The organism is Butyricimonas sp. Marseille-P2440 (genome assembly GCF_900091675.1).
Classification (GTDB): Bacteria; Bacteroidota; Bacteroidia; order Bacteroidales; family Marinifilaceae; genus Butyricimonas; species Butyricimonas synergistica.
Genome location: NZ_LT594610.1, coordinates 2,160,383 through 2,180,032 on the forward strand (window position 1 = coordinate 2,160,383; position 19,650 = coordinate 2,180,032).

General features: G+C 47.3%; 14 protein-coding genes. 5 read left to right on the plus strand and 9 right to left on the minus strand.

Going from position 1 to position 19,650, the window contains the following annotated elements; translation table 11 throughout:
• Positions 1 to 5 precede the first annotated feature (5 nt).
• The 8 genes from BN8899_RS20150 to BN8899_RS20185 form a co-directional block, all read right to left on the minus strand.
• Positions 6 to 2,333: a Gldg family protein gene (locus tag BN8899_RS20150; RefSeq protein ID WP_065220678.1), complete on the minus strand. Its 2,328-nt coding sequence runs from the start codon at positions 2,331 to 2,333 to the stop codon at positions 6 to 8.
• Entirely contained in the window at positions 2,333 to 3,274 is a 942-nt protein-coding gene (locus BN8899_RS20155) for an ABC transporter ATP-binding protein (RefSeq protein WP_065220679.1), read from the minus strand. Before BN8899_RS20155 ends, BN8899_RS20150 begins: the two co-directional genes overlap by 1 nt.
• Positions 3,275 to 3,304: 30 nt before the next feature.
• The gene (locus BN8899_RS20160) at positions 3,305 to 5,542 is read right to left on the minus strand and encodes a Gldg family protein (protein WP_065220680.1); all 2,238 of its coding nucleotides are present in this window, start codon (positions 5,540 to 5,542) and stop codon (positions 3,305 to 3,307) included.
• Positions 5,543 to 5,570: 28 nt separating this feature from the next.
• A complete protein-coding gene (locus tag BN8899_RS20165) occupies positions 5,571 to 6,494 on the minus strand; it encodes an ABC transporter ATP-binding protein (RefSeq protein ID WP_065220681.1) in 924 nt (307 codons plus the stop codon).
• A gap of 50 nt (positions 6,495 to 6,544) precedes the next feature.
• The gene (locus BN8899_RS20170) at positions 6,545 to 7,540 is read right to left on the minus strand and encodes a hypothetical protein (RefSeq protein ID WP_065220682.1); all 996 of its coding nucleotides are present in this window, start codon (positions 7,538 to 7,540) and stop codon (positions 6,545 to 6,547) included.
• Between the two features lie 18 nt (positions 7,541 to 7,558).
• A complete protein-coding gene (locus BN8899_RS20175; protein WP_065220683.1) occupies positions 7,559 to 9,067 on the minus strand; it encodes a RagB/SusD family nutrient uptake outer membrane protein in 1,509 nt (502 codons plus the stop codon).
• A gap of 10 nt (positions 9,068 to 9,077) precedes the next feature.
• Entirely contained in the window at positions 9,078 to 12,614 is a 3,537-nt protein-coding gene (locus BN8899_RS20180; protein WP_065220684.1) for a SusC/RagA family TonB-linked outer membrane protein, read from the minus strand.
• Between the two features lie 81 nt (positions 12,615 to 12,695).
• Positions 12,696 to 13,922: a FecR family protein gene (locus tag BN8899_RS20185; protein WP_065220685.1), complete on the minus strand. Its 1,227-nt coding sequence runs from the start codon at positions 13,920 to 13,922 to the stop codon at positions 12,696 to 12,698.
• Between the two features lie 133 nt (positions 13,923 to 14,055).
• Between BN8899_RS20185 and BN8899_RS20190 the strand changes: the two genes are divergently transcribed.
• The gene (locus tag BN8899_RS20190) at positions 14,056 to 14,553 is read left to right on the plus strand and encodes an RNA polymerase sigma factor (RefSeq protein ID WP_065220686.1); all 498 of its coding nucleotides are present in this window, start codon (positions 14,056 to 14,058) and stop codon (positions 14,551 to 14,553) included.
• 52 nt (positions 14,554 to 14,605) lie between these two features.
• Here the strand turns inward: BN8899_RS20190 and BN8899_RS20195 are convergent, their stop codons facing one another.
• The gene (locus BN8899_RS20195) at positions 14,606 to 16,750 is read right to left on the minus strand and encodes a Tex family protein (RefSeq protein WP_187376979.1); all 2,145 of its coding nucleotides are present in this window, start codon (positions 16,748 to 16,750) and stop codon (positions 14,606 to 14,608) included.
• A gap of 405 nt (positions 16,751 to 17,155) precedes the next feature.
• Here BN8899_RS20195 and BN8899_RS20200 point away from each other — a divergent pair, with 405 nt between their 5' ends.
• The 4 genes from BN8899_RS20200 to BN8899_RS20215 all read left to right on the plus strand — a co-directional run bounded on the left by BN8899_RS20200 (position 17,156) and on the right by BN8899_RS20215 (position 19,641).
• Positions 17,156 to 17,803: an ABC transporter ATP-binding protein gene (locus BN8899_RS20200; protein ID WP_018339152.1), complete on the plus strand. Its 648-nt coding sequence runs from the start codon at positions 17,156 to 17,158 to the stop codon at positions 17,801 to 17,803.
• Positions 17,804 to 17,872: 69 nt separating this feature from the next.
• Complete coding sequence (locus BN8899_RS20205) at positions 17,873 to 18,475, plus strand: FKBP-type peptidyl-prolyl cis-trans isomerase (protein WP_065220687.1); 603 nt, start codon at positions 17,873 to 17,875, stop codon at positions 18,473 to 18,475.
• A gap of 17 nt (positions 18,476 to 18,492) precedes the next feature.
• On the plus strand, positions 18,493 to 19,194 hold the full coding sequence (locus BN8899_RS20210) for an FKBP-type peptidyl-prolyl cis-trans isomerase (RefSeq protein ID WP_026207801.1): 702 nt from the start codon (positions 18,493 to 18,495) through the stop codon (positions 19,192 to 19,194).
• A gap of 69 nt (positions 19,195 to 19,263) precedes the next feature.
• On the plus strand, positions 19,264 to 19,641 hold the full coding sequence (locus tag BN8899_RS20215) for a DUF3127 domain-containing protein (protein ID WP_018339155.1): 378 nt from the start codon (positions 19,264 to 19,266) through the stop codon (positions 19,639 to 19,641).
• The last annotated feature ends 9 nt before the right edge of the window (positions 19,642 to 19,650 follow it).

Below are 19,650 nucleotides of genomic sequence, written 5' to 3' on the forward strand. Positions count from 1 at the left end.
TTTTCTCAACGTCCCCTACGACGAATCCAGATGACGGTCCCGATACTCAAAAAAAACAACGGGTAAATAAACATTAAACTCCATTTCAAGACATTATAGCCCATGCTATTGACATGTACCACCCGATCTTGCGTCATACTCCGCCTTGTGTCAACGGGCATCTCGTTACCTGACAGATAATGGAACACGGACAAAGCCAGCCAATGTCCCCCGGTCCGACCGACAGACAACTCCTGATTTGACAACCAATCGGCATCCCCAAATACCACCACTCGCTGTTCCTTCCCATTCACCTCTCGTGATAAAGCCAAAGCTGTATTGTACTCTTTAGCGACCTCCCCTTTTTCCGGGTTATACTCTAACGGCTTATCCGCGTAATCCAAAGTTCCCGTTTCATTCCATACGCGATAAGAGCGATCTTCTTTCTTTTCCAAATTTTGAGCCAATGTATCGGTTTTCAAAATAGGAGTCGCTTTGAATCCCCGGTCTTCGATAACTTCGACACCCGCAACCGTGGGAATACGCACAAAAGTCAATTGCTGGAAACGATAACTCAACGCGGATGCCTCCGGGGTAATCTCGCAATACAACACTTCCGGACGTTCCTCTATTTCCCGGTACTGTACTAACGTTCCTTCAGTTAGTTGCACGCCGAACAATTCCTGTAAGAAAGGATTTATCGCCTCTCCCCGGCCGGCTTCTCCCAAAATTAAAAAATTACCTCCCCGTTCCGAGTATCTTCTCAATACATCCATCTCTTCTTCCAAGAATACTTCTTTCGGTTCAGGAATCGTCAAAATCGTAATATCCTCCGGAATGTCTGTAGACAAGCCCACTTCTTCCACGTCAAAACCCTGGTTTACTAAAGCCAAGCGAGCGTACTTCACACTCGCGAAACGATTATATCCACCCAACGAACCGTCTTGTATCGAACGACACCCATGCCCTTTCACAAAACCCACCTTCGGCAACACCGTACCCACCTTCTTAAATGCCGCACTAATATCCGCTTCATGAGGAAAAATATCCAACGGGTCATCAAATGTCCGCAACCAAGTCTGCTGTCCATTTCCTCTCTCTATAGACCACACGAATGTACGTTCCCCCGTTAAATCAATCCTTTCCCGGATCTCTTCCGGGGTCTTTACGCTCGTGCTATCTAATCCGTTTTCTTCACACACCTCTTTTGCCAATTGCCGAAGAGTCTTTCCCTTTCCTTTCTCAAAGATACGTAAATACTCGGCTTCGCCTGGAGTAAGCGTGTCATAATAATACACGACCTTCAACTTGGTTTCCGGTTTAAAACGCTCGTAAAGTTTAAACACCCGCCTATTTCTCTGGATAAAATAAGGATAAGCATAACTCCCGTAATCTGGCGACATGATATTCACGTAAGCCGTGATCGTCAAATTTCCCTCCAACGTTTCCACGATCTCCTGACTCTGTGGAGTCAACGTGTTCGACTTCACAGAAGTTGCATCATAATAAGCCATCAACTTCGGTCGAGAAGAGAGATAACCCAAGCAACAAGCCCCCAAAATAAGTATCAAATTATAACGCAACGTGATTAAAAATTTAATCTTCTGCCGCACGGCATTTAAACGGATGATTGTCAATCCCAGGAATAATGCCGTCACCAGGGGAAAATACAACAGATCCTCGCTACAAATCATACCCCCGATAAACGTTTGTGCCCGTCCGTTAATACTTAACCAATAAGTTACATCCCGGACGAAATCATACTCCTGCCACCAGCCTCCGACCAAACTCAACAGCATCAACACGATAAAAGTCCCGATTGCAGCCACGAATTGGTAAGACGTCAAACTCGAAACAAAAATACCCACCGCCGCGTAAGTGCAAGTCAACAGGAACAATCCCAACAAGCCGGACAGAACCATGGGCAACTCGAAATTTTCCACCGTGCACCAGGCTATCACAATATACACGCACAACATTCCACTCATCACGAAAGCGTAACCCACCATAGAGCAGAATTTACCCAAGATAATCTGCGTATTGGTCACCGGTGCGGCATACAACATTTTGATCGAACCACTGCTCAACTCACGACTCACCAACCCCATGGTCAATAAAGGAATATAGAAATACAAATACGTCGATACCTGCCCCCATAATGTCCGCACGAATAAAGCAGACGATACCATAAATTGCAATCCGTCCCCATACTCGTTATCTTTCATGTAACCATGATACTGTCCCACGAACATTATTCCGGCTTGCAAGGTAAATACCAGTAATAAAAACCAGGCCACCGGAGAATAGAACAATAATTGCAACTCCTTCTTCGCTATCTTGAATATCATTTTCATCACTTTCCGTCTTTATGTTTATTTACCTTCGTCAGTTCCTCAAATATACTTTCCAACGAACTACGTTCTATCCGACACTCTGTCATGTTCCACTGACTCCGTGCGCTGGTCCGGATCAAGTTTTCCGTCACTCTCCGGCGATCATCGTAATGAATCCGAAACGAAGCCATACCGATCTCTTCTACCTTTTTCACACCCTCCACTTGTGCCAACTCGTCACTCGACGGTGCGTTTCGTAAGGTTACCCGCAAAGTGGTAGGTGTCACGTAATTATTAAACCGTTCCATTGTCCCCGAGAATACCAGTTCTCCCTGCTCTATCATCAATACCGCATCACACACGGCTTGTATCTCCCGCAGGATATGCGTCGAAAGAACCACGGTACACTCTTGGGCAATCTCCTTTATCAAACGGCGGATATCAAGTATTTGCGTCGGGTCCAAGCCGTTCGTCGGCTCATCCAACACGACTAAAGCAGGTCTATGTACCAACGTCTGCGCGATAGACACCCGTTGTTGATATCCCCCGGAAAGATGTTTGATCAAACGGTCGCGGAAATGCGTGATATTACACAATTCTAAAACCCGCTCCACCGCTCTTTTCACTTCCCGAGTCGGCACTTGGCGTAAATCCGCCGCGTAAGCCAAGTATTCCTCCACCGTGAAATCATCATACACCGGCGGTTGCTGGGGCATAAACCCGACATTACGCTTTGCCTTGATAATATTTTCCCGGGCATTCACCCCGTTAATAAATACTTCGCCTTTGGTTTGCCGAAGCACACCACACATAATATTCATTAACGTAGATTTGCCCGCCCCGTTAGAACCTAATAATCCATAAATACCCCTCGAGGGAATCTCGAAACTCACGTCTTTCACCGCCCACTGTACCGCGTAGCGATGAGATACATAGTCAAATTTTACTATATAATCGTTCATAATTTCCCTTTAAACCATAAACCATATCCTTTATCTTCTCCGCCTCTTCAGCCAGACGATCACCCCGCACACAAAAACAAACAACGGCAATCCCCAGTGAATACACCAGCGGATCACGGAATATCCCCGCTCCGACAAACAAATTTCATCATCCATCGACCGGGGACGGTACATTTCCAACGGAGCCTCCCCGTACGACATCCACGCACAACCTCCTAACAGCAGGTTTTCGTTATGTCCCCCGATTCCTCTTCTTTCCGTAAATTCATTATTAGCCAGACAATCCGCATCTCCGGCAATCATAACACGTTGTTCCTTATCACCCACCTTGCGGGTCAACCCCAATACCGTGGCAAACACTTTGGATATTTCACCCGCTTCGGTCCGGCATGTCAGGGCCGTATCGGTTTGCACCACGGAAAAGGTGGCATATTCTCTATTTTCCATCACCTCCACTCCTGCCACAGTAGGCATCACCACCACCCCGGACGACCGCAATCGGCGCATGGTTTCCCGTCCTACCCTTGTCGGTTCACACGCCAACACATCGGCAGGCAAACTACTCCTATTGCTGTCCACCGCCAACGTTGAAGTCAACTCCACACCGAACAACCGCTGCAACATCGGGTTCACGGCTTCCCGATGACGAGGTTCTCCCAAAAAGAACAGATGATCTCCCCTGTCGATATAGTTTTTCAACCTCTCCTCCTCTTCCGGCGTGAAAGCCTCGCGAGGATCGGCTATAATCAATATATGAATATCATCCGGTACCGTACTGTCCAAATTCACTTTTTCCACGTCGAACCCTTGATTCCAAACGGAAGTCTGCATCTTCTTGTTGCTCGCCACCAATTGATAGCCGTAAGGCGTCCTGTCTTCCATCCCTCTTTCCCCGTGCCCCGTCACGAAACCGATCTTGGGCAATTTCATAATCATACGCTTCAACGCCACGGAAACCTCCGCTTCCGTCGGCTGGACGGCTCCTCCTCGATTATACACCCGCAACCAGGTCTTCTGTCCGTTTTCCCGCTCAATCTGGCGAATAAAAGTGTAACCCTCTTCCGACAAATCAGGCACATCATCGATCGTCTTCAAAATTGTACTGTCCAAATCTTCCCGCTCGCACAATTTTCGGGTCTTCTCCCATGCCAAGCGTCCCGTGGGATCTTGAGCCCGTAAATCAGGGTCCGGCTCGGCATAATAGTACACTGTTTTCAACTCGATCTCGGGCTTGAAACGAACGTAATTACGGAAAAATCGGATATTCTCCATGATAAAGCCCGGGTACTTGTACTGCCAATAAGCCGGATCCAGGACATTCACGTAAGACGTGATCGTCATCCCGCCATCCAGCCGGGAAACAATATCCTGGCTCACCGGAGTCAACGTGTTGCTCTTCGTCGTCGTGGCATCATAATAAACCGTAAACATCGGTCGCGACGAGAAATAAGCCGCCGCTACCACACAAATCACGACCACGAGATTCTTACCGCAAGTGATCACGAAACGTTGCTTCTGCCGCACAGCATTCAAGCGAATGATTGAAAACAACAGAAAAGCGCCGCTCACCACCGGAAAATAAATCAAATCCTCGCTACAAATCATCCCGCTCATGAAAGTATCCGTCCGTCCGTCAAGCGACAACCAATACGTGATCTCCCTGACAAAATCATAATGTTGCCCGAATCGACCGACCATCCCCAACAGGAATAACACGATAAACGTTCCCACCGCTGCGATAATCTGGTACGATGTCAAACTCGAAACGAACAACCCGACTGCCAGGTAAGTGCATATCAACAGAAACACCCCCAAGAACCCCGTCCACACGAGACCCGTTTCCACGTTCTTGATCACGCAAAAACCAATCACGGCATACATCACAAGCACTGTCATCAACACCAAAGCATAGAACACCAACGCCAAATATTTACCTAATATAATTTGTGCGGTGCTCACCGGCGACGAGTACAGCAATTTTATCGATCCCCCGCTAAACTCCCTACTCACCATTCCCATCGTCAACAAGGGAATATAAAAATACATAAATCCTTGCACGTACACCCATATACCGTTCTGTTGAAAGAACAAATCCCGGGTAGCCCCCACTACACCCCCGTACTCTTTCATCTGGTACATCAGATAATCGAACACGTACGTGTATTGGTAGCCGGTTAAAACCACGAAACACAACAACAAAAGCCACGCTATCGGCGAATAAAACAACAGACGCAACTCCGCCCGGGCTATTTTATATATTGTCTTCATAACAATCTCTCTTTTACTGATTCTCGAATTATTTCTTTGACAACTCGGCAAAAATATCATCCAAAGAACTCTTCTCCGCGTACAATTCCGCCAAGGGCCACCCCCTTTCGGACGACAGCTCCACGATACGGTCACTCGCTTCCTGCTGGTCCGTGAACGACAACCGGTATTTATTTGCGCCCAGCGGCTCCACCTTACTCACGCCTTTGATTTTCCCCAACTCCCGTTCAGGGATCTCCCCGTCAAAAGCCACATAGAGGGTACTTGCCGAAATATAATTATCAAAATCTTCCACCTTGCCGGAGAACACCATTTGCCCTTGGTTCAACATGAACAACTGGTCACAAACCGCCTGTACCTCAGACAAAATATGCGTCGAGAGTATCACCGTGTGCTCCTCCGCTATATTTTTAATCAACCTCCGGATATCCAAAATCTGCGTCGGATCCAACCCGTTCGTCGGTTCATCGAATATCACGATGTCCGGGTCATGAATCATGGCTTGGGCAATCCCCACGCGCTGCTGGTACCCTCCGGAAAGATTCTTGATTAACCTTTTCCTGAAATGCGAGATGGAACACATCTCCAATACCCGACCTACCGCACTCTTCACCTCCTTGTCCGACACCCAGTGAATCTCTGCCGCATGTGTCAGGTATTCTTCCACGGTCAACTCCTCGTACAAGGGCGGTTTCTGGGGCAAAAAGCCAATATGTCGCTTCGCTTCAATGGGATTCTTCAACACGTCGATCCCCCGCACCCGCACCACTCCCCGCGTGGGCTTAATGATCCCGCAAATAATACTCATCATGGTAGATTTGCCCGCCCCGTTGGCTCCCAACAAACCATATATACCCCGGTTGGCAATCTCGTAATGAATATCTTTCACCACCCATTGTATATCATAACGGTGCGACAAATCTTTTATCTCAATAATTGGATTTTCTGGCATACATCAAATCTTTTTTTTACAATACACTCCCGCTGCGCAATCACACGATATCACCATTCGAATGTCGGGTTTTGGAAACGCTCCGTCTTTATCCCCAAACTCTTCAAATAACGAATCACGACCTGGTACTTCTTCCCGCAAATCCCGTCAATCCCTGCCGGGTCGCGGCTAAAAGCCCCGATCCAAGACATCGTTTCAACATCCCCGTCATCATCCAGACTCCGGTCCGGCTCCGCGAGCAACGTTTCCAAAGAATAAGCCGCCAATTGCAAGAAAGAAGCGGCATCATTCTTCATCGATTGCTGCAAATCCCCGTCTATTAACGTTTTTTGCCCCAAAAATCCACTCACGAACAACGCATCGCCCGACAATTCCGAGTAAAAATCATAATCGTCATAATCATATCCCCAGGAAAGATCATCCGTTATATCAAAAAACTCCTGCGGAAGCTCCAACAGCCCTTTTGCGCCCAAATATCCCAGGAAAGCGGCATTCACCTCCCGCAAAAACGCTTGCTTGTCTTGCAATGTCATCGTCAAAATATCTTCACTCGCTCCATTGATTGCCAGGAAATCATACCCCGTGTAACTCCATACTGCCGTTGAGTCTAACGTTTCAATCGTCCCGCCCGGAGTCCACTCTCTATAATATTTCGCCTCGTACAATTCCGAACACAACAACATTTTCAAAGGTACAAGTTTCAAATATTTCTCCGGATAAATATCCATAAAAGCACTTTGAATCAATTCAATCTGATTTCCCACGTACGCGGGATCTCCCGGACGGGCGATATGGTGACCCTCCCAACGATTGTCATGAATATCATCCCACATCGACCCGTTCCAGTAAATATCATGATCTTCAAACTCGTATAAAGGGAAGAAACCGTATTGCTCGTGCCAACGGATCAATATCTTATCAAATTCATGATTATCAGGCAACACGAAACTCGGTTCCAATTCCTCTCTCGCCTTGATTTCATCCTCTTTATTGCAACTGAACAACAAGGCGGCAATCACACTTATCACGATCAACCTAACTTTCATAACACTATATAATTCAAATTAATACTGATTTTGTTCCAACAACGGATTTTTCTCCATGACTTTGCGGGGGATAGGCAACGCGTAACGCTTGTCCCCTTGCATCAACGTGTACGTGGTTTCATTACCGGTAGCATTATCCACGAAAACATGGTCAATTTTCGGCATTCCCAAGCGGCGCAAATCAAACCAACGATGATTGGCTTCCCCGCACAACTCCCGGCGACGTTCCCGTAAACAAAAATCCAACAACTCTTGCGGGGTACCAAAAGCCTCCAATGTCTTATCCGCATATCCGGCATAAAAACGGTTCCGACGCAACTCGTTCAAATCTGCCAACGCTTTCTCCGCGTCAGCCGACGCCCCGCTTTCCACGTATCTCCGACAATAAACTTCCGCCCGGTTCAAATACATTTCAGCCACGCGCACCCCTCCGTTATACGGGGTACTCGGGTTACCTTTATCCAACCCGACCGGATGATAAGCATAACTTCCCGTTCCGTCCTGCATGTAAGCCCCGCGTATAAAACCGTTCAAATCCTGGTCATTGTAATCATCCCACTCGCAACGGGCATCCCCTATTCCCCCGTCAACATCCTGGTCGTACAACTGGCACAAATCATTTGACACCACATAGGGGTCTACCGCCGCGTAATCATACTCTGAATAACTCGGACTCCACGGCATGATCCACAAAGCTTCAACCAAATTCTTATCCGAGTAAACACTGTAAGAAGACCACGAATTTTTAGGCTGTTCTCCCAAATTCAACAATTTGGACTTCCGATCAAGTACCATATCCGCATATTTCAACGCGTTATCCCAATCCTCCATATACATATACATCCTTGACAACAAAGCGTAGGCGGCTATTGCGTTCAAACGGTCATCATACAACTCCAACTCGTTCTCTTCCAAAATTTCGACCCCTGCAAGCAAATCTTTCTCGATTTGGGCATACACCTCTGCCACCGTGTTCCGTTTGAAATAATCATCATTTACCCCGGAAATCAACTTCAAAGGCACACCCGGATTCGTGTTCGGATCCCCCTCGTTATACGGCAAACCGAAGCAATTCACTAAAAACATATAATAAAATCCTCTCAACACGAGAGCCTCTCCCATCAAATGCTCGCGTTTCTTCGCGTCACCATCCATCTGCGGAGCATACTCCAATACCAGGTTACACCCCTTGATCAACTCGTAAGGACGAGTCCACAAGGTCAAATCCTCAACCCCGCTCGACTCGTCAAACATATCCACCTCCCACCGGTAACGAGGGGCATACCTCTTCTTCATCTCCTCTTTGGCGGCAACCACTCTAAGAACTTTTATATTATCCGTAAAATAATCGGTTATCGTGTTAAACAAAACACCATCCTCTTTCTCGAAATAAGCATTTCCTTCCAGTATTTTTTCCATATCGGAAACAGAAGAAGGCCGCACCTCGTCCTGGCTTTTCTCCTCCAGAAAATCGTTGCAGGCTCCCAAGAAAAACGACAATATACCTATCAAATATATCTTTTTCATAACATTCTATTTAAAAACTTGCATTAATACCAAAGGATATCGTTCTTGACAAGGGCTGGCTTCCCAAAGCAACCTCCGGGTCACGTCCTAGAAAATCCTTGCTTACAATAGAAAACGGATTCGAAATCGAACAATTGAAACTCAGATTCTGGAATATTTTCGGCAACTTCTCTGCGGGCAACGTGTAAGAAAGCTGCACATTGCCGCATTTCAAGTACCATGCATCCACCACCCGCGCCGTGGAATAGGCGTACAATTCATAGGGACTGATGCCATTCGTGTAATCCAGGAATTCAAGCGGTTTGGCACTGGTAATCCGGTTCGGCAAGGAAGGCACCTTCGTGTACTTCTCGTCGCCCGGCTTACGCCAGCGTTTCAACCATTCCGTCGACATATTCTCGTACTCGCTCGGGATACTGGAATACGAGGTCGTCAAAGGCGCCAAAAACTGCTGATTACCCGTGCTCAAGTAAAAAGAAGTCGTGAGTATCAACGTCTTGTAATTGATCGAAAGGTTCAATCCGGCAGTAAAATCCGGTTCCATTTTACCGGCATAATCCATATAGAGCGTGGCATCACTCTTCGCACCCTCCAGTTCCGAACCGGTCAAATCGAATAACGGTCCCCCGTGCTCGGGGCTCAATCCCGTGTAACGGAATGCCCAAAAACTAGATACCGGATAACCGTTTTTATTCAAGTTCCCGCTCGTTGCCTCACTCCAAGCCCCCGTCGGGTCAAGCGTGGATTCCACCTTGTTATACACCTTACCCGTGGTCATTCCCACGGCTATCACGAAATCCTTGGTCCGTACGGGCACAAAATTCACGCCTAAATCCCAACCGCTATTGCTCATATTACCGCCATTCACCGGACGGGAAGACACTCCATTCGCGTAGGGCACATCCTTGTTCACCACCATATCTTTGGTCTTCTTCCAATAATACTCGAAAGAACCCATAATTTTGTTTCTAAACAAACCGAAATCAACACCGAGATTCAAATTCTGCACCTTTTCCCACTTCAAATCCGGCGCAGGCAAATTCTTGATCGTCAATTTATAATCGCCGCTATCACCTACATTGATCTCGGCAATCAAATCCGGGCTGACCGTGGTCACCACGTTTCCCTGCCAACCGTAAGAGAAGCGGAACGACATATCATTGACCAAATCCTGTCCCTGCATCCAATGCTCGTAACCCAAGTTCCAACGCACCCCCAAAGACCACACAGGCAAATAACGCGTGTCCTTATTCTGGCCGAAACGATTCGAGGCATCCATACGCACGCTGGCATTAAAAGCATAACGGTTATCGAACATATAGCTCATCGTTCCGTAATAGGACACGTAATTCTCCTCCGAATCGACAATATTTACCGGCTTACTCCTTAAATACGGATTCACGGTATTGCCTACCATCTTCGGCAGATTCACGAAAATCCTTCCCCGCGTATGCAAATAGCCATACTCTTGCTTGTCCATCCCGTCTTGTTTCACGCTCCGGATCTCCTGCCCCACGGAAGCGGTCACGGAATGCAACCCGTTGAACACATTCGTGAAATCAAGTTGATTACGAAGTGTATAATTCATATTCTTGTTCTCCCGGTGATTATACTCGCCGCCATGAGGCAAGAAAGAAGCTTTATACCGGTCAGACCCCTCTGCAAACTCTTCGTAATTATACCCCCGTTTCCCGGAAATATAATGCGACTGTTCCGTGAACCACGACTCCCCGATAGAACTGGAAGTACCGAAACCTAATGACAAATTGTAACTCAACCACTCTTTAATTCTCCAACGCGCCGCAAGACTGGCACTCACCGAGGTCAACGTGTTTTGGTTGCCGCTCTGTCGCAACTCATTCACCACGTTAAACAAATAACCATCCGACTTATGGGCATTATAAGCCAAACTCCCGTCCGGATTATAACACGGGATCGCCCGATTCGTCTGGCTCGCGTAAGTATAAGGATCCTCACCGGCAAAAGCCTGTGTCTTTGCATAACTGACACCCAAGGAGAAATTCAACGTCAATCGCTCCCACATGGTCTGAGCGATAGAAAGATTACCGGTATACTGGGTTTGCTCGTTCCCCTTAGCCGTGTTTACCGTATTGTTAATACCCATGGAAGCATGGTAAGTTCCCTTGTCCGATCCGCCCGACACGCTTACCGTGTGATTGTGGCTAAAAGCGTTACGGAAAAGGATATCAAAATAATCCGTGTTATTCCTCTCCAACTGCTGCGCCTGTTCCGAGAATTCTTCCAACGTGATTTCCTGCCGCTTGTAAGCGTTAGCCAAAGCCGTGTAACCTATACTGTAATTTCCCGACTCATCCAATGGAATACCCGTTTCGTAAGCCTCGCGGGATACCTCCACCCGTTGTTGTGAATTCATCAACTCCATCCTGTTATAATTCAAGCGGGGAGTCACGGAAAAGTTACCGTTGTAACTCACGGACATACGTCCGGCTTTTCCCTTTTTCGTGGATATCACGATCACGCCGTTAGCTGCCTTCACCCCGTAAATGGCCGTGGATGCGGCATCCTTCAACACCGTCACGGTCTCTATATCATTCGGGTTCAACCAAGAAATCGCCCCGCCCACGAAATTGCGGATCATGTCCATGTTATCCGGATTCAAGTTATTCAGCTCGTTCGTTTCGAAAGGCAACGGGTCCTCCTGGATAATTCCGTCCACCACCCACACGGGCTCCGCGTTACCCAGCAAAGTCGAAGTACCCCGCACGCGTACACGCTGCCGGGTACCTGTCAAACCGCTACGGCTCATCACCATCATGCCCGGCACCTTGCCTTGCAACGCTTGTTCCAGCGTCTGCGTTCCATTCAACACCAAATCCGACGACTTCACCGTGTTCGACGAACCCACCTGCGAACGCTTCTTCAACGTCTGGTAACCGGTGACTACCACCTCGTCCATGTCCATCACATCCTCCCGCATGACCACGTTTATGGTATCTTTCCCCGCGTACACGACCTCCCGGGTTTCCATTCCCACGAAAGAAAACAACAAAGTTAGTTTCTCCATCGCCGGCAAATTCAATACATATCTTCCCTCTGCGTCCGTCACCGTCCCCAGCGTCAACCCCTTCACCAACACCGTCACTCCCGGGAGCGGACGTTTCTGCTCATCCGTCACGACTCCCGTGATCCTCAACGTCTTCACCCCCTCAACCGTGATGATAATCTTTCCATCCTTCTCCACGCATCCCAAAGCCGTCCCCTTCAGGCACGCTTTCACCACCTCCAACACGGACTTGTTTTTCACATCTAGTGTAACTCGTCCCTTCTCCTTCATAACCTCTTCGGAGCGGAACATCACCAAATTATCACACAAACGATTCACTTCATGTAATGCCCGCAAGACAGACACATCCGTCACTTTAAGAGAAATTCGCTTCGTCTTTTCTTGTCCATAGACTTCCGTATTCATAAAAGACAATATCCCTACGACACAAACGATAAAGGATAATCGCCTGAAATAACAGGAAAGCCTACAAAACATTTTCAGTTTCGCATTTTTTTTCATAGATTTGTAAATAATTTAATTAAACGATTTGCCTTGTTTCTAACAAGGTTTTTTCCCGAAGCTGCTCCAACAGCTTCGGTTTTATTTTTTCGTTATATACACGTTCTTACCTACAACGTTAAACAACGGTCCACCCGTCAAAGTCAAATTCTCCAACACCGTCTCCAACTTCTCGTCCTTGTTGATCAGACCGTTAAACGTATACTTTTCCATCCGCGAGTCCTTGCAAATAAAATTCACCCCGTACCAACGGGACAACGTCCGCAAAACCACCTCCATATCCTCCTCCGTGAAAATAAACCTACCATCCTTCCAGGCTACAATATTAGCGGCATTCACCGGCTGCACGGAAATAGCCTTGCTACCTTCATGCCACATGGCTTGCATCCCCGGTTCAAGCACGATCCTGGAAGCAGGCACATTTCCACCATCAGCAACCTCCACGGCGACACTTCCCTTCACCAAAGTCGTGAAAACACTTCGCTCGTCATGATAAGCTTTCACGTTAAAAGAAGTACCCAACACCCGCGTTCTCAAACCATTCACCTCCACGATAAAAGGCTTGCGCGCATCCTGTTTCACCTCGAAATAAGCCTCTCCCCGTAATTTCACGACCCGCTCGTTTCCCACGAAACTAACCGGGAACTCCAGCTCCGAATCGGCATTCAACCACACCCGGGTGCCATCACTTAGCGACAAAAAATAATCGCCCCCGACATAAGTAATCACCCGGTTGAAAGTCTCCTCCACAACCTCGTCGGTCAAAAGAGAATCCCGTTTCACCTCATACGAAAGTTTACCACTCTCTCCCCGGATAATCGCCTGCTCCTGCTCCACCACTCCCGGAATATCATTAACCAAATCAATTTGAGCCCCGTCCGCCAATATTAACATCGCCCGGGTATTCATCTCCGGCTTCGCCGCAACGATCACGTTCTCCTCCACCGGGGTAACCCGAGTTCCCTCATCCGGTTTATTATTCAGCATAAACAACACGGCACCCGCCAAACACGCGGCAGCCACACTCCCGCTCCCCCATCTCAATAATCTCCTTGTCTGCCGTTTTCTCACCAAACGCCGGGCAATACTATTCCGCACAAGTACAAAATCAACCGATTCGTTGATTTGATCCTCCTTCCTCAATCTTTTAGAGATACTCTCCCCCCGCACGATTCGTTTATACAGTTGACGATTGTCCTCGCTTTCCCCCAACCAATCAGCCAGCACAGCCCGTTCTTCAAACGTCGCGCTCCTCAACCTGATCTTGACGATAATCTCTGCTAACTGTTTTGCTTTTGAATAATCCATAATAATCTTCTATTCGTTTATATAAAGACGTCGTGAAATAAAAACGGGATGAATCAAAATCAATTTTTTTTGAAAAAAATATCTTTTACGAAAATTAATACTATACTTGCAACTGGAAATCACACGATAACCCATGGAAGATTATTCAGCTTTAGAGAAATTTATTCGCAACCATTACGCATCCCTATGCGCGGTGGCTAGTCGTTTTGTCGATAATGACACCGCCCAAGACATCACCCAAGACGTACTTTTCAAGTTCTGGGAAAAACGGGAGAAATACGTGAATATCGACTCGATCGACAACTTCCTTTTCATCATGATTAGAAACGAGGCAATAAGTCATCTTCGTCAAATGAAGCACGAGAGAGAACGATACGCCAAACTTCCGCAAGAAGAAAGTGAAGAACCGGCAATACTACACATTCTAATCGAAGAAGAATCCAACCAGATCCTGGTCAACGCCATCAATCAACTTCCACCCCAGGCAGCCCTCATCATACGCCTCGTCCTCTCCGGCTACGACAACAAAGAAATAGCACGCTTGATCGATGTCTCAATCAACACCGTCAAAACACTGAAATATGGTGCCATCCGCAAACTACGGGAATACTTCAATCATCACAAATTCTAACCCCTCCCCGGCATTTCATCGATCAGTTCCTATTCGCGGTAAAAACGTATTTTTAGGAACCGTGCGGACATTGCTTCATTGACAACCCGATCCGTTTCCGGGCTTTATCCACTTGAGTCACCTTCACCATCACGTGCTGATTCAGCGAAAGCACCTCTGCCGGATTGGAAACATACTTGTCGGCAATCTCCGAGATATGCACCAACCCGTCCTGCTTCACGCCGATATCCACGAACGCCCCGAAATTCGTCAGGTTCGTCACGATACCCGGCACCACCATTCCCAATTCCAGATCATCGATCGTGTGAATATTCTCGGCAAAACTGAACACCTTCGCCACCGAACGAGGATCACGCCCCGGCTTTTTCAACTCATCCACGATATCCTTCAAGGTCGGCAACCCGATCCGCTCATCCACGTAACGGGACAAATCGATCTTATCACAAGCCGCCTCGTTACCGATCAACGAGGTCAACGGTAATCCCAAATCTCTCGCCATACGCTCCACTACGGCATACGACTCCGGATGCACGGACGAATTATCCAACGGGTTCACCGCCCCCTCTATCCGCAAGAACCCGGCGCATTGCTCGAATGCCTTTTCCCCCATTCGCTTCACTTTCTTCAACTCGTTGCGACTGCGAAACGCTCCGTTCTCCTTGATGTAAGTAACCACGTTCTCTGCCAGCGAGGGTCCCAACCCGGAAACATACGTCAGTAAATACTTGCTCGCCGTGTTAACATTCACGCCAACCCGGTTCACGCAAGACTCAACCACCCGGTCGAGACTTTCTTTCAATTTCACCTGGTCGACATCATGTTGGTACTGTCCCACCCCGATAGATTTCGGGTCAATCTTCACCAGCTCGGCAAGCGGGTCCATTAAGCGGCGCCCAATAGACACGGCACCCCGTACCGTCACGTCATATTGCGGGAACTCGTCACGGGCGATCTTTGAAGCGGAATAAATAGACGCCCCGCTCTCGCTAACCACGAAAACCTGTATATCCCGGTCGTAGCGCAGGTTTTGGATAAAACGTTCCGTCTCGCGTCCGGCAGTCCCGTTCCCGATAGCAATAGCCTCTATCCGGTAAGAATTTACCAGATTCGTGATTTTGTTCGCCGCCTGCTTCACCTCGTTCTGGGGCGGATGCGGGTAAATCGTTTCATTATGCACCAAATTCCCGGTTTCATCCAGGCAAACCACTTTACATCCCGTACGGAACCCCGGGTCTATTCCCAGCACCCGTTTATTGCCTAACGGCGGGGCTAGCAATAACTGCCGAAGGTTCTCGGCAAACACCTTGATTGCCTCCTCGTCGGCTTTCTGTTTTCCCGCTTGCAAATATTCCGTTTCTATCGACGACAACAACAAGCGTTTATAACCGTCTTTCACCGCCACGGCTACTTGCTCGGCACTATCATTACGCGCTTTCACGAAAATTCGCTCCAACGATTCCAACGCCTCGTCATCCGGAATCTCTATCGCGACCTTCAATATCCCTTCCGCCTCTCCCCGTCGAATAGCCAACATCCGGTGCGAGGGAACCCTGCGTAACGGCTCGGAATAATCGAAATAATCGGTAAACTTCTCGCCCTCCGCCTCCTTGCCTTTCACCACTTTTGCCTTCACGACGGCAACCCGGTCAAAGAAACGGCGGACCGAATTGCGGGCTCGTTCGTTCTCGCTCACCCACTCGGCAATAATATCCCTTGCCCCCTGCAAGGCATCTTCCTCGCCTTCCACGTCGCCCTTCACGAAACGGGCAGCCTTCGTCCACACGTCCCCGTGTTCCTGCCGCATCAAAATAGCCGCCAAAGGCTCCAACCCCTTCGCTTTTGCCTTCGATGCCCGGGTCTGCTTCTTCGGTTTATAGGGCAAATAAATATCCTCCAATACCCGCGCATCCGTGCATTTCTCGATTTGCCCTTTCAATTCGGGGGTCAATTTATCTTGTTGTTCGATACTTTCCAGTACCGTCTTTTTCCGTTTTTCCAGTTCCTTGAATTGCTCGTAGATTTCCCGTCCCAACCCGACCTGCACCTCATCCATGCTCCCGGTCATCTCTTTCCGGTAACGGGAAATGAAAGGAATCGTGGCTCCCTCGTCCAGCAACCCTAACAAATTTTTCACGTATCTACTCTCAAAACCACTCTTTTGCGCCACGAAAGCGATCGGATCTATATAATATTCCATACATCATTTATTTTAGATGGCTAAGATACACACTCTTTATTTTAATCGATGCGTTTCTTGGCAAAATTATAAAAACATCGATCGACATACCTCTCTCACGGTATATTTCCCCGTGTCTTCTCCGACTCTTCCCCGACACTTCTCTATACATTATCAATTTTATCAACCTTTATAAAAGCATTATTATACCATTTTACTCGTATGGTAATCGAATAGCAATCGAATAACAAGCGGTTAGTAGATAGGGAAGAGTTAGGGACGTGTCGGAGAAGACACGGGGAAAACATAGGGAAAAGTCATATTTTTGATAATTAAAAAAGCAAGAATTATTCATCTCACTCTTTATTTTAATCACTATCTTTACCGACAAAATAATAAAAAACATCGGTTAAGGCGAACATTACCATGATTGAGATCAAAAATATAGTCAAGAGTTACGGGGAATTAAAAGTACTAAAAGGTATCGACCTCTCGATAAAAGAAAAAGAAATCGTCACCATTGTCGGGGCGAGCGGGGCGGGTAAAAGCACGCTGTTGCACATCTTGGGCACGCTGGACACCCCGGACGAGGGTGAGATTTTTTACGACTCGGTCAACGTGGCACGGCTTGCCCCGAACAAACTATCCGCGTTCCGCAATAGTAACATCGGATTCGTCTTCCAGTTCCACCACCTGCTGCCGGAATTCACCGCACTAGAGAACGTGTGTATCCCGGCGTGGATAAAGGGTACTGGTAAAAAGGAAGCAGAACAACAAGCCCTCGAGTTATTGAAAATGCTCGGATTGGGCGACCGCACAACACACAAACCCAATCAACTCTCCGGGGGAGAACAACAGCGTGTATCCGTGGCACGAGCCCTTATCAATCATCCTCGCGTGATTCTTGCCGACGAGCCTTCCGGGAATCTCGATACCCGGACGAAAAACGAGTTGCACCAGCTTTTCTTCACCTTACGGAAAGAACTCGGGCAAACTTTCGTCATCGTCACGCACGACACCGAATTGGCAACCATGTCGGACAGGCAGATAAAATTAAATGACGGTATGATTTGAGATTTCGCTCAATGTTCGTACATTTGCACCCTAATGAACAAAATATTTATTTATTAATTAAACCTTTCAATGAAATATACCGAAGAGTTAGACAAAGTGAGTTATTGTTTGGGACTAAGTTTCGCGAGTAATCTCCTTTCATCAGATGTCAACACCATCAATCCGGAAGCCCTTCTAGATGCGCTGAAAACAGTTTACGCCGGTCAAATGCCGGAAATCACGCCGGAAGAAGCAAATAAAATCTTACAAGATTTCTTTACCAAATTGCAAGAAGACAGAGGTAGCGCCGCTAAAGAAGCCGGCGAGAAATTCTTGAACGAAAACAAAGGACAAGAAGGTGTAATCACTTTGCCTAGCGGATTGCAATACAAAGTAATCTCCAACGGCAACGGGGCTATCCCGAAAGCGAGCGATACGGTGAAATGCCACTACGAGGGACGTTTGATTAACGGAGCCGTGTTCGACTCTTCCTATCGCCGCGGAGAGCCTGCCGAATTCCCGGTAAACGGGGTGATTGCCGGATGGGTAGAAGCATTGCAATTGATGCCTGTCGGTTCAAAATGGCAACTATTCATTCCTTCCGACTTGGCTTACGGCGCTCACGGCGCGGGGCAAGCTATCGGTCCGAACGAAGCTTTGATTTTTGATATAGAATTACTAGATATAGTATAATTAAATTACGAAAAACTATGAACGCAAAAAATCTATTTTTAACTTTAGCGGTAGCCTCTTTAGGTTTGGCAAGCTGCTGCAATTCTAATACTCAAACCAGCGTTTCCATGAAGAACGAAAAAGATTCGGCAAGTTTCTACATGGGATGCTTCTACGGGAAAAACATGACACAAAGCGGTATGCAGGATCTGGATATGAATGCAGTGATCGCCGGTATGAATGCAGCCCTTCAGAATAAAGAAATTCCCAGTGACATGGAAATTCGTATGTTCCTGAACAAATACGCTCAAAAAGCCATGATGGCTAAAGCTGAACAAGCATTGAAAGACGGACAAAAATTCTTGGAAGAAAACGCTAAAAAAGACGGAGTGAAAACTACCGAGAGCGGTCTGCAATACAAAATCGAGAAAGAAGGTACAGGTGCAATGCCTGCTGACACGAGTGTAGTGAAAGTACATTACAAGGGTACTTTAATCAACGGAACTGAATTCGATTCTTCATACAAAAGAGGAGAGCCGACTGAATTCCCCGTTAACCGCGTAATCAAAGGTTGGACGGAAGCGTTGAAGATGATGCCCGTTGGTTCAAAATGGACTCTTTACATCCCGTCAAACTTGGCTTACGGACAAATGGGAACCCAAGGCGGACCTATCGGACCGAACGAGACTTTGATTTTCGAGGTTGAGTTATTAGACATCGTTACCCCGGAAGCTAAATAACGAAAAAACGTTAATATAAACAGCTATCAAGCCCAAGGATTCTTGGGCTTGTTTCTAATAAAAAAAGAGATGAATTACGAAGTTACCGGAAAATTAATTTACAAAGAAGCCACTCAAAAGATCAGCGATCGTTTCCAGAAGAGAGAATTCGTGATAGAAGTTGAAAACGAGAAGAACCCACAATGGAACGACTTCGTGAAGGTTCAATTAATCCAGGACAGGTGTGATCTATTGGAGAATATTCAATTGAACGAAAATATTAAAGTATATTTCAACCTTCGCGGAAGAAAATGGGAAAATAACGGACAAGTTTCCTATTTCACGAACCTCGAAGGATGGAGAATCGAAAAAATGCAGGAACAAGCTCCCGCGGCTGGTGCCCCGGTTCCGGAATACCGGGTAGAGGATATTCCTCCCATGCCGGAAGCGGACGACCTACCGTTCTAAAATAGTTAA

Coding starts and splice junctions, on each gene's coding strand:
- BN8899_RS20150 (WP_065220678.1), bottom strand. CDS start 2,333: ATGAAAATGATATTCAAGATAGCGAAGAAGGAGTTGCAATTATTGTTC.
- BN8899_RS20155 (WP_065220679.1), bottom strand. CDS start 3,274: ATGAACGATTATATAGTAAAATTTGACTATGTATCTCATCGCTACGCG.
- BN8899_RS20160 (WP_065220680.1), bottom strand. CDS start 5,542: ATGAAGACAATATATAAAATAGCCCGGGCGGAGTTGCGTCTGTTGTTT.
- BN8899_RS20165 (WP_065220681.1), bottom strand. CDS start 6,494: ATGCCAGAAAATCCAATTATTGAGATAAAAGATTTGTCGCACCGTTAT.
- BN8899_RS20170 (WP_065220682.1), bottom strand. CDS start 7,540: ATGAAAGTTAGGTTGATCGTGATAAGTGTGATTGCCGCCTTGTTGTTC.
- BN8899_RS20175 (WP_065220683.1), bottom strand. CDS start 9,067: ATGAAAAAGATATATTTGATAGGTATATTGTCGTTTTTCTTGGGAGCC.
- BN8899_RS20180 (WP_065220684.1), bottom strand. CDS start 12,614: ATGAAAAAAAATGCGAAACTGAAAATGTTTTGTAGGCTTTCCTGTTAT.
- BN8899_RS20185 (WP_065220685.1), bottom strand. CDS start 13,922: ATGGATTATTCAAAAGCAAAACAGTTAGCAGAGATTATCGTCAAGATC.
- BN8899_RS20190 (WP_065220686.1), top strand. CDS start 14,056: ATGGAAGATTATTCAGCTTTAGAGAAATTTATTCGCAACCATTACGCA.
- BN8899_RS20195 (WP_187376979.1), bottom strand. CDS start 16,750: ATGGAATATTATATAGATCCGATCGCTTTCGTGGCGCAAAAGAGTGGT.
- BN8899_RS20200 (WP_018339152.1), top strand. CDS start 17,156: ATGATTGAGATCAAAAATATAGTCAAGAGTTACGGGGAATTAAAAGTA.
- BN8899_RS20205 (WP_065220687.1), top strand. CDS start 17,873: ATGAAATATACCGAAGAGTTAGACAAAGTGAGTTATTGTTTGGGACTA.
- BN8899_RS20210 (WP_026207801.1), top strand. CDS start 18,493: ATGAACGCAAAAAATCTATTTTTAACTTTAGCGGTAGCCTCTTTAGGT.
- BN8899_RS20215 (WP_018339155.1), top strand. CDS start 19,264: ATGAATTACGAAGTTACCGGAAAATTAATTTACAAAGAAGCCACTCAA.